Origin of the sequence: Steroidobacter sp. (assembly GCF_016790065.1) — a bacterium.
GTDB lineage: Bacteria > Pseudomonadota > Gammaproteobacteria > Steroidobacterales > Steroidobacteraceae > Steroidobacter.
Genome location: NZ_JAEUPY010000212.1, coordinates 1 through 6082, shown reverse-complemented (window position 1 = coordinate 6082; position 6082 = coordinate 1). Strand labels below are relative to the sequence as shown.

Sequence of the window (6082 nt, the reverse complement as noted above, 5' to 3'; positions counted from 1 at the left end):
TGGGGGTACGCGGCTTGGGTGAGGGGAAGATACCCCTACACATACCCCCGCCTATGCTAGGCTGTCAACGTACGGCTTTGGATCCTGGCGGACAGGATTCGCGGGAATTTTCTGCGTCTTTCTTGATTCGAGAAACATCATTGGATGTTCTTGAATCGGGAGATGGTGCCGGCTGAGGGATTCGAACCCCCGACCCACTGATTACAAATCAGTAGCTCTACCCCTGAGCTAAGCCGGCCCCAAAAAAGCGGGCGGGGATTGTAAGCCAGATCCGGGCCGGCGGGAACCTTTTACTCCGACCAGCCGCCGCCCAAAGCCTTGTACAGCGTCACGGTATTGGTGAGTTTTTGCAGGCGGGCGTCGATCAGGCCTTGTTGGGCGGTGTACAGCGAGCGTTGCGAGTCGAGCACGTCGAGGTAGCTGTCGACGCCGCGTTCGAAACGGGCTTGGGACAAGCGGAAGCTGGTGGCGGTGGCGTCGACCAGCGACTGGCGAGCGGCGAGTTGGTCGCCCAAGGTGTTGCGTTCGGCGAGGGCGTCGGCGACTTCGCGGAAGGCGCTTTGAATGGCGTGCTCGTATTGAGCGACTTCGATCTGGCGGCCGACCTGAGCGGCGTCGAGGTTGGCGCGGTTGGCGCCGCCAGCGAACAGGGGCACGCTGATTTGGGGCACGAAGCTCCAGGCGCCGGAGCCGGCCTCGAACAGGCCGTTGAGATCGTTGCTGCTGCTGCCGGCCGAGCCGGTCAGGGTGATGCGCGGATAGAAGGCGGCACGCGCAGCGCCGATATTGAAGTTGGCGGCTTTCAATTCGTGCTCGGCTTGCACGATATCGGGGCGGCGGCTGAGCAAGTCCGAAGGCAAGCCCGAGGGCAGTTCGGCGACGGTGCTGACGGTATCGCTCAACGAAGTCGGCGCAAGGCTCTCGGGCACGGCAGCGCCGAGTAACAACACCAGCGCATTCCGATCCTGCGCGATCAGCCGAGTGTAAGTAGCGACGTTGACGCGTGCAGTGTCGACGCTCGTTTGAATCTGGCGCAACGTCAGCTCGGACGCGCTGCCGAGTTCGAAGCGACGTTTGGTGAGATCGTAGCTCGAGCTTTGACTCTGCAACGTCTGTTGCGCGAGAGCCAGCTGCTCCAGATCCGCCGCCCAAGTCAGATAAGCGTTGGCGACTTCGGAAATCAAACTGATCTGCGTCGCTTTGCGCGCTTCACTGGTGGCCAGGAAATTCTCCAGCGCCTGACCGTTGAGGCTGCGCACGCGGCCAAACAGATCGAGCTCGTAAGCGCTCAGTCCGATGTTCGCATCGTACTGACGCGTCGTCAGCGACTCGCCGGTCTGCGACACGCTGGCCGGAACGCGAGTGGCACTCATGGAACCCGCGGCGTTGAACTTCGGAAAGCTGTCCGAGCGCTGGATTCGATACTGAGCACGCGCCTGATCGATGTTGAGAATGGCAACTCGCAGGTCACGATTGTTGGTCAAAGCCAGCTCGATCAGCTCGCGTAACTTGGCATCGGCATAGAACTCCTGCCACTCAATGGTCGCGATGCTCGACGCCGTAGCACTACCCGCATCGGGATACTCCGCGGCGACTGGCGCCGCCGGTTGTTCGTAACGGGGCGTCATGGTGCAACCGGCCAACCACGAGGCCGCGACGCTGCCAATCAATAACTTTGCGTAACTCATTTCAAAGTCTCCGTAGCGGAGGCGAGCACCAGCGGTGCATCGTTCGGCGACGCGGGCTGGCGAGCAAACAGTTTCATCACGACGACGAACAGCAGCGGCACGAAGAAGATCGCGAGCACCGTGCCCGACACCATGCCGCCGATCACCGCAGCACCGAGCGCGCTACGTGCGCCGGCGCCAGCACCGGTGCTGAGCATCAGCGGCAACGCGCCGAGGATGAAGGCCAGCGAGGTCATCAAGATCGGTCGCAACCGCATGCGGGCCGCTGTCACTGCCGCGGTCACCAAGTCAGTGCCGCGGGCAAACAAGTCCTTGGCGAACTCGACGATCAGAATCGCGTTCTTGGAGGCGAGACCGATGGTGGTGAGCAAACCCACTTGGAAGTACACGTCATTCATCTTCCACATCAGCATGGCGGCGATCAGCGCGCCAAGCACGCCCAGCGGCACCACCAGGATCACGGCGAACGGAATCGCCCAACTCTCATAAAGTGCGGCCAAGCACAGGAACACGATGGCAATGGACAGCGTGTAGAGCAGCAAGGTCTGCGAGCCAGCTTCGCGCTCTTGCAAAGACACGCCGGTCCATTCGAAACCGATGCCCGGTGGCAGCTGCTTCGCATGCTGTTCCACGATGTCCATCGCCTCGCCGCTGGACGCCGAGCCGGGCAGCGCCATGCCGAGAATTTCCATGGACGGCACACCGTTGTAACGTTCCAGACGCGGCGAGCCCGAAGCCCATTCAGTGCTGGCGAAGGCGCTGAACGGCACCATCTCGCCGGTGGCGTTGCGCACGTACCAGCGATTGATGTCCTCGGGCAGCATTCGATATTGCGCATCGGCCTGCATGAACACCTTCTTCACGCGACCGCGGTCGATGAAGTCGTTCACGTACACGCTGCCCCAGGCGCTGGAGAAGGTGTCGTTGATATCGGCCAGCGACACGCCCATCGAACCGGCCTTGTGAGTGTCGATCACCAGCCGCAGTTCAGGCGTGTCTTCCTGGCCGTTGGGTCGCACGCCTACCAGCTTGCTCTCCTGGCTCAATGCGCCGAGCAATTGATTGCGAGCTTGCATGAGCGCGTCGTGACCGAGGTTGGCGCGATCCTGCAGCATCAAATCGAAACCGCTGGCGTTGCCAAGCTCAGCGACGGCAGGTGGCGCGAACGCGAACACCGACGCATCCTGAATGGTCGCGAAGTATTGCGAAGCTTTGGCGATGACTGCGCCGATCTGCTGATCGGCACGAGTCCGCTCGTCCCACGGGCGCAGCTTGATGAATGCCATGCCGGCATTCTGGCCGCCACCGGCGAAGCTGAAGCCAGCGACAGTGAGTACCGATTCGACCGCGTCCTTCTGATCTTCCAGCACATGCCGCTCGACTTGTTTGATCACCTCGAGTGTGCGGTCCTGCGTGGCGCCGGGCGGCAACTGCACGATGGCGAAAATGGTGCCCTGATCTTCATCGGGCAAAAAGCCGGTGGGAATCTTGGTGAAGGCGATGGCCACGAAGCCGACCAGCACGGCATACGCGATCAGGTAGCGACGACGGCGACCCAGCATGCTGGTCACGCCGCCTTCATAACGAGCGGTGCCGCGGTCCAGCCAACGGTTGAAGAAACCGAAGAAGCCAGTGGTAGCGCGGGCATGCGAAGGATCGACCGGCTTGAGCATGGTCGCGCACAGCGCCGGCGTGAGCACCATGGCCACCAGCACGGACAGTGTCATCGCAGCGACGATGGTCACCGAGAACTGACGATAGATCACGCCCGTGGAGCCGCTGAAGAAAGCCATTGGCACGAACACAGCGGCCAACACCAACGCGACGCCGATGAGCGCACCAGTAATCTGGCTCATGGATTTGCGAGTCGCTTCGAGCGGTGACAAGCGCTCCTCGGCCATCACGCGTTCCACGTTCTCGACTACCACGATGGCGTCGTCGACCAGCAAGCCGATGGCGAGCACCATCGCGAGCATGGTCAGTGTATTGATAGAGAAGCCGAACACGGCCATCACGCCGAACGTGCCGAGCAGCACCACCGGCACAGCAATCGTCGGGATCAGCGTGGCGCGGAAGTTCTGCAAGAACAGATACATCACCAGGAACACCAGCACGATGGCTTCGACCAGCGTCTTGATCACTTCCTGAATGGAGATGCGCACGAACGGCGTGGAGTCGTACGGCTTGACCACGTCCAGGCCTTGCGGGAAGAACGGACGCAGCTGTTCGATTTCGGCGTCGATGGCCTCGATGGTGTCGAGCGCGTTCGCGCCCGTCGCCAGCTTCAGAGCCAGCGCGGCCGTGGGCTTGCCGTTATAACGGCCTTGGCTCTCATACGATTCGCTACCCAGCTCGATGCGAGCGACATCGCGCAAGCGCACTTGCGAGCCGTCGGTCTGCGTGCGAAGCAGAATGTCTTCGAACTGTTCAGCCGTACGCAAACGCGTTTGCGCAGTGATGGTCGCGTTGAGCTGCTGGCCGCTCACAGCCGGCAAGCCACCGAGCTGACCGGCCGACACTTGGGTGTTCTGCGCCTGAATCGCGTTCTTCGCGTCCAGCGCAGTCAGCCGATAGTTGTTGAGCTTGCTCGGATCGAGCCAGATGCGCATGGAGTACTGCGTGCCGAACAGCTGCGTGTCGCCCACGCCTTCGACGCGGCTCAGCGCTTCTTGAATGTTGGCAGCGACGTAGTCGTTCAGATCGGCGGCGCTCATGCTGCCGTCCTTGGAAACGAACGCCAGCACGCTGACGAAATTGGTTACGGCCTTGGCCACCGTCAGGCCTTGCCGCTGCACTTCTTCAGGCAGAGAGGCCGTCGCCAACGACAGCTTGTTCTGCACCTGAACCTGCGCCGTGTCGGCATTGGTGCCGTTCTTGAAAGTCAGCGTGAGCGTGACCAGGCCCGAAGACTCGCTGGTGGAAGACATATAAGCGAGGTTGTCGAGCCCTTTCATCTTTTGCTCGATCACCTGCGTGACGGTGTCTTCCAGCGTCTTCGCCGAGGCGCCAGGATAGTTGGCAGTAATCGAAATCGCGGGCGGCGCGATGTCGGGATACTGTGCGATGGGAAGTGAGGTGACCGCGAGCGTGCCGCCGAGCATCACGATGATCGCGATGACCCAAGCAAACACGGGGCGGTCGATAAAAAAGCGGACCATGGCGTTTCTCGTGAGCGAATCGGGTTACATCGCGACCGTGGAGACCAGCTTTTCGCCGTCGGTCGCGGACTTGTAGGGAGTGGCTTCGACCAATGCGCCGGGCTGCGCTTTCTGCTGGCCTGAAACGACCAACACATCGCCAGCTTGCAAGCCACCAGTGACCAGCCACTGATTGCCGATGGCGCGCTCAGTGAGCAGGTCGCGTTGCTGTAACTTGCCGTCGCTGTCGACGACGAAGGCGCGCGGCTTGCCGGTTGCGTCACGGCTGACGGCTTGCTGAGGAATCAGCAGCGCTTTCGATACCGTGCCTTCTTCAACCACCGCGCGGACGTACAGATTGGGCAACAACTCGCCTTTGGGATTCGGGAATTCAGCGCGCAAAGTGACTGAGCCGGTATTCGCATCGACGGTCACGTCCGAGAACTGCAACTTGCCTTCCAACGGATACGCGGTGCCGTCATCGAACAGCAGCTTCACCTTGGCGGTGGCGCCGCCCAGCTGACCGTCCGCAATCGCGCGCTTCAGTCGCAACACCGTGTTGCTCGACTGAGTCACGTCCACATACATCGGGTCGAGTTGCTGAACCGTAGCGAGCGCGCTGCTCTGATTGGCAGTGACCAATGCGCCAGCGGTCACGGAAGATTTGCCGATGCGACCGCTGATTGGCGAACTCACGCGAGTGTAGGCAAGGTCGATGCGAGCGCTGGTGAGTGCCGCCTTGGCAGAAGCAACTTCCGCGTTCGCTTGTAACAACGCAGCGTCGGCGTCATCGGCATCTTGCTGGCTCACTGCATTGATCGCGATCAGCTCGCGATACCGCTCGGCTTTCAAACGAGTCGTGTGTTGAGTCGCTTGAGCTTTCGCAAGCGCGGCCTCGGCGCTATCGACCGCTGCTTGATAAGTCGCGGGATCGATTTGATAGAGCAGGTCGCCGGCTTTCACGCTGCTGCCTTCGACGAAGCGACGTGACTGCAGGATGCCGGTGACTTGCGGCCGCACGTCCGCGACCAACACTGCGCTAGTGCGACCAGGCAGCTCAGTCGTCAGAACGACGGGCTGCGGCTGCACCACCACCGTGCTCACTTGAGGAGTGCCTTGTGGGGCGGCGCCTTGTCCCATCGGCGGTTTGCCACACGCGGCCAGAGCGGTAACGCAAGCGAGGGCGACGAGAGGTGCGCGTAACGGGCGGATCATGGGAACTCCCAACTCTAAGTTCTAATTAAAAACGTACTGTAC

At 61.4% G+C, this 6082-nt stretch carries 3 protein-coding genes and 1 tRNA gene; all 4 read right to left on the bottom strand.

Annotated features, from left to right (window positions below):
- Positions 1–163: 163 nt before the first annotated feature.
- The 4 genes from JNL55_RS09075 to JNL55_RS09060 all read right to left on the bottom strand — a co-directional run bounded on the left by JNL55_RS09075 (position 164) and on the right by JNL55_RS09060 (position 6040).
- Positions 164–238, bottom strand: a tRNA-Thr gene (locus JNL55_RS09075).
- A gap of 52 nt (positions 239–290) precedes the next feature.
- Positions 291–1688: an AdeC/AdeK/OprM family multidrug efflux complex outer membrane factor gene (gene adeC / locus JNL55_RS09070; RefSeq protein WP_293852249.1), complete on the bottom strand. Its 1398-nt coding sequence runs from the start codon at positions 1686–1688 to the stop codon at positions 291–293.
- On the bottom strand, positions 1685–4846 hold the full coding sequence (locus JNL55_RS09065) for an efflux RND transporter permease subunit (protein WP_293852247.1): 3162 nt from the start codon (positions 4844–4846) through the stop codon (positions 1685–1687). Before JNL55_RS09065 ends, adeC begins: the two co-directional genes overlap by 4 nt.
- 24 nt (positions 4847–4870) lie before the next feature.
- Positions 4871–6040, bottom strand: coding sequence for an efflux RND transporter periplasmic adaptor subunit (locus JNL55_RS09060; RefSeq protein ID WP_415923044.1), 1170 nt, complete (start codon positions 6038–6040; stop codon positions 4871–4873).
- Between the last annotated feature and the right edge of the window lie 42 nt (positions 6041–6082).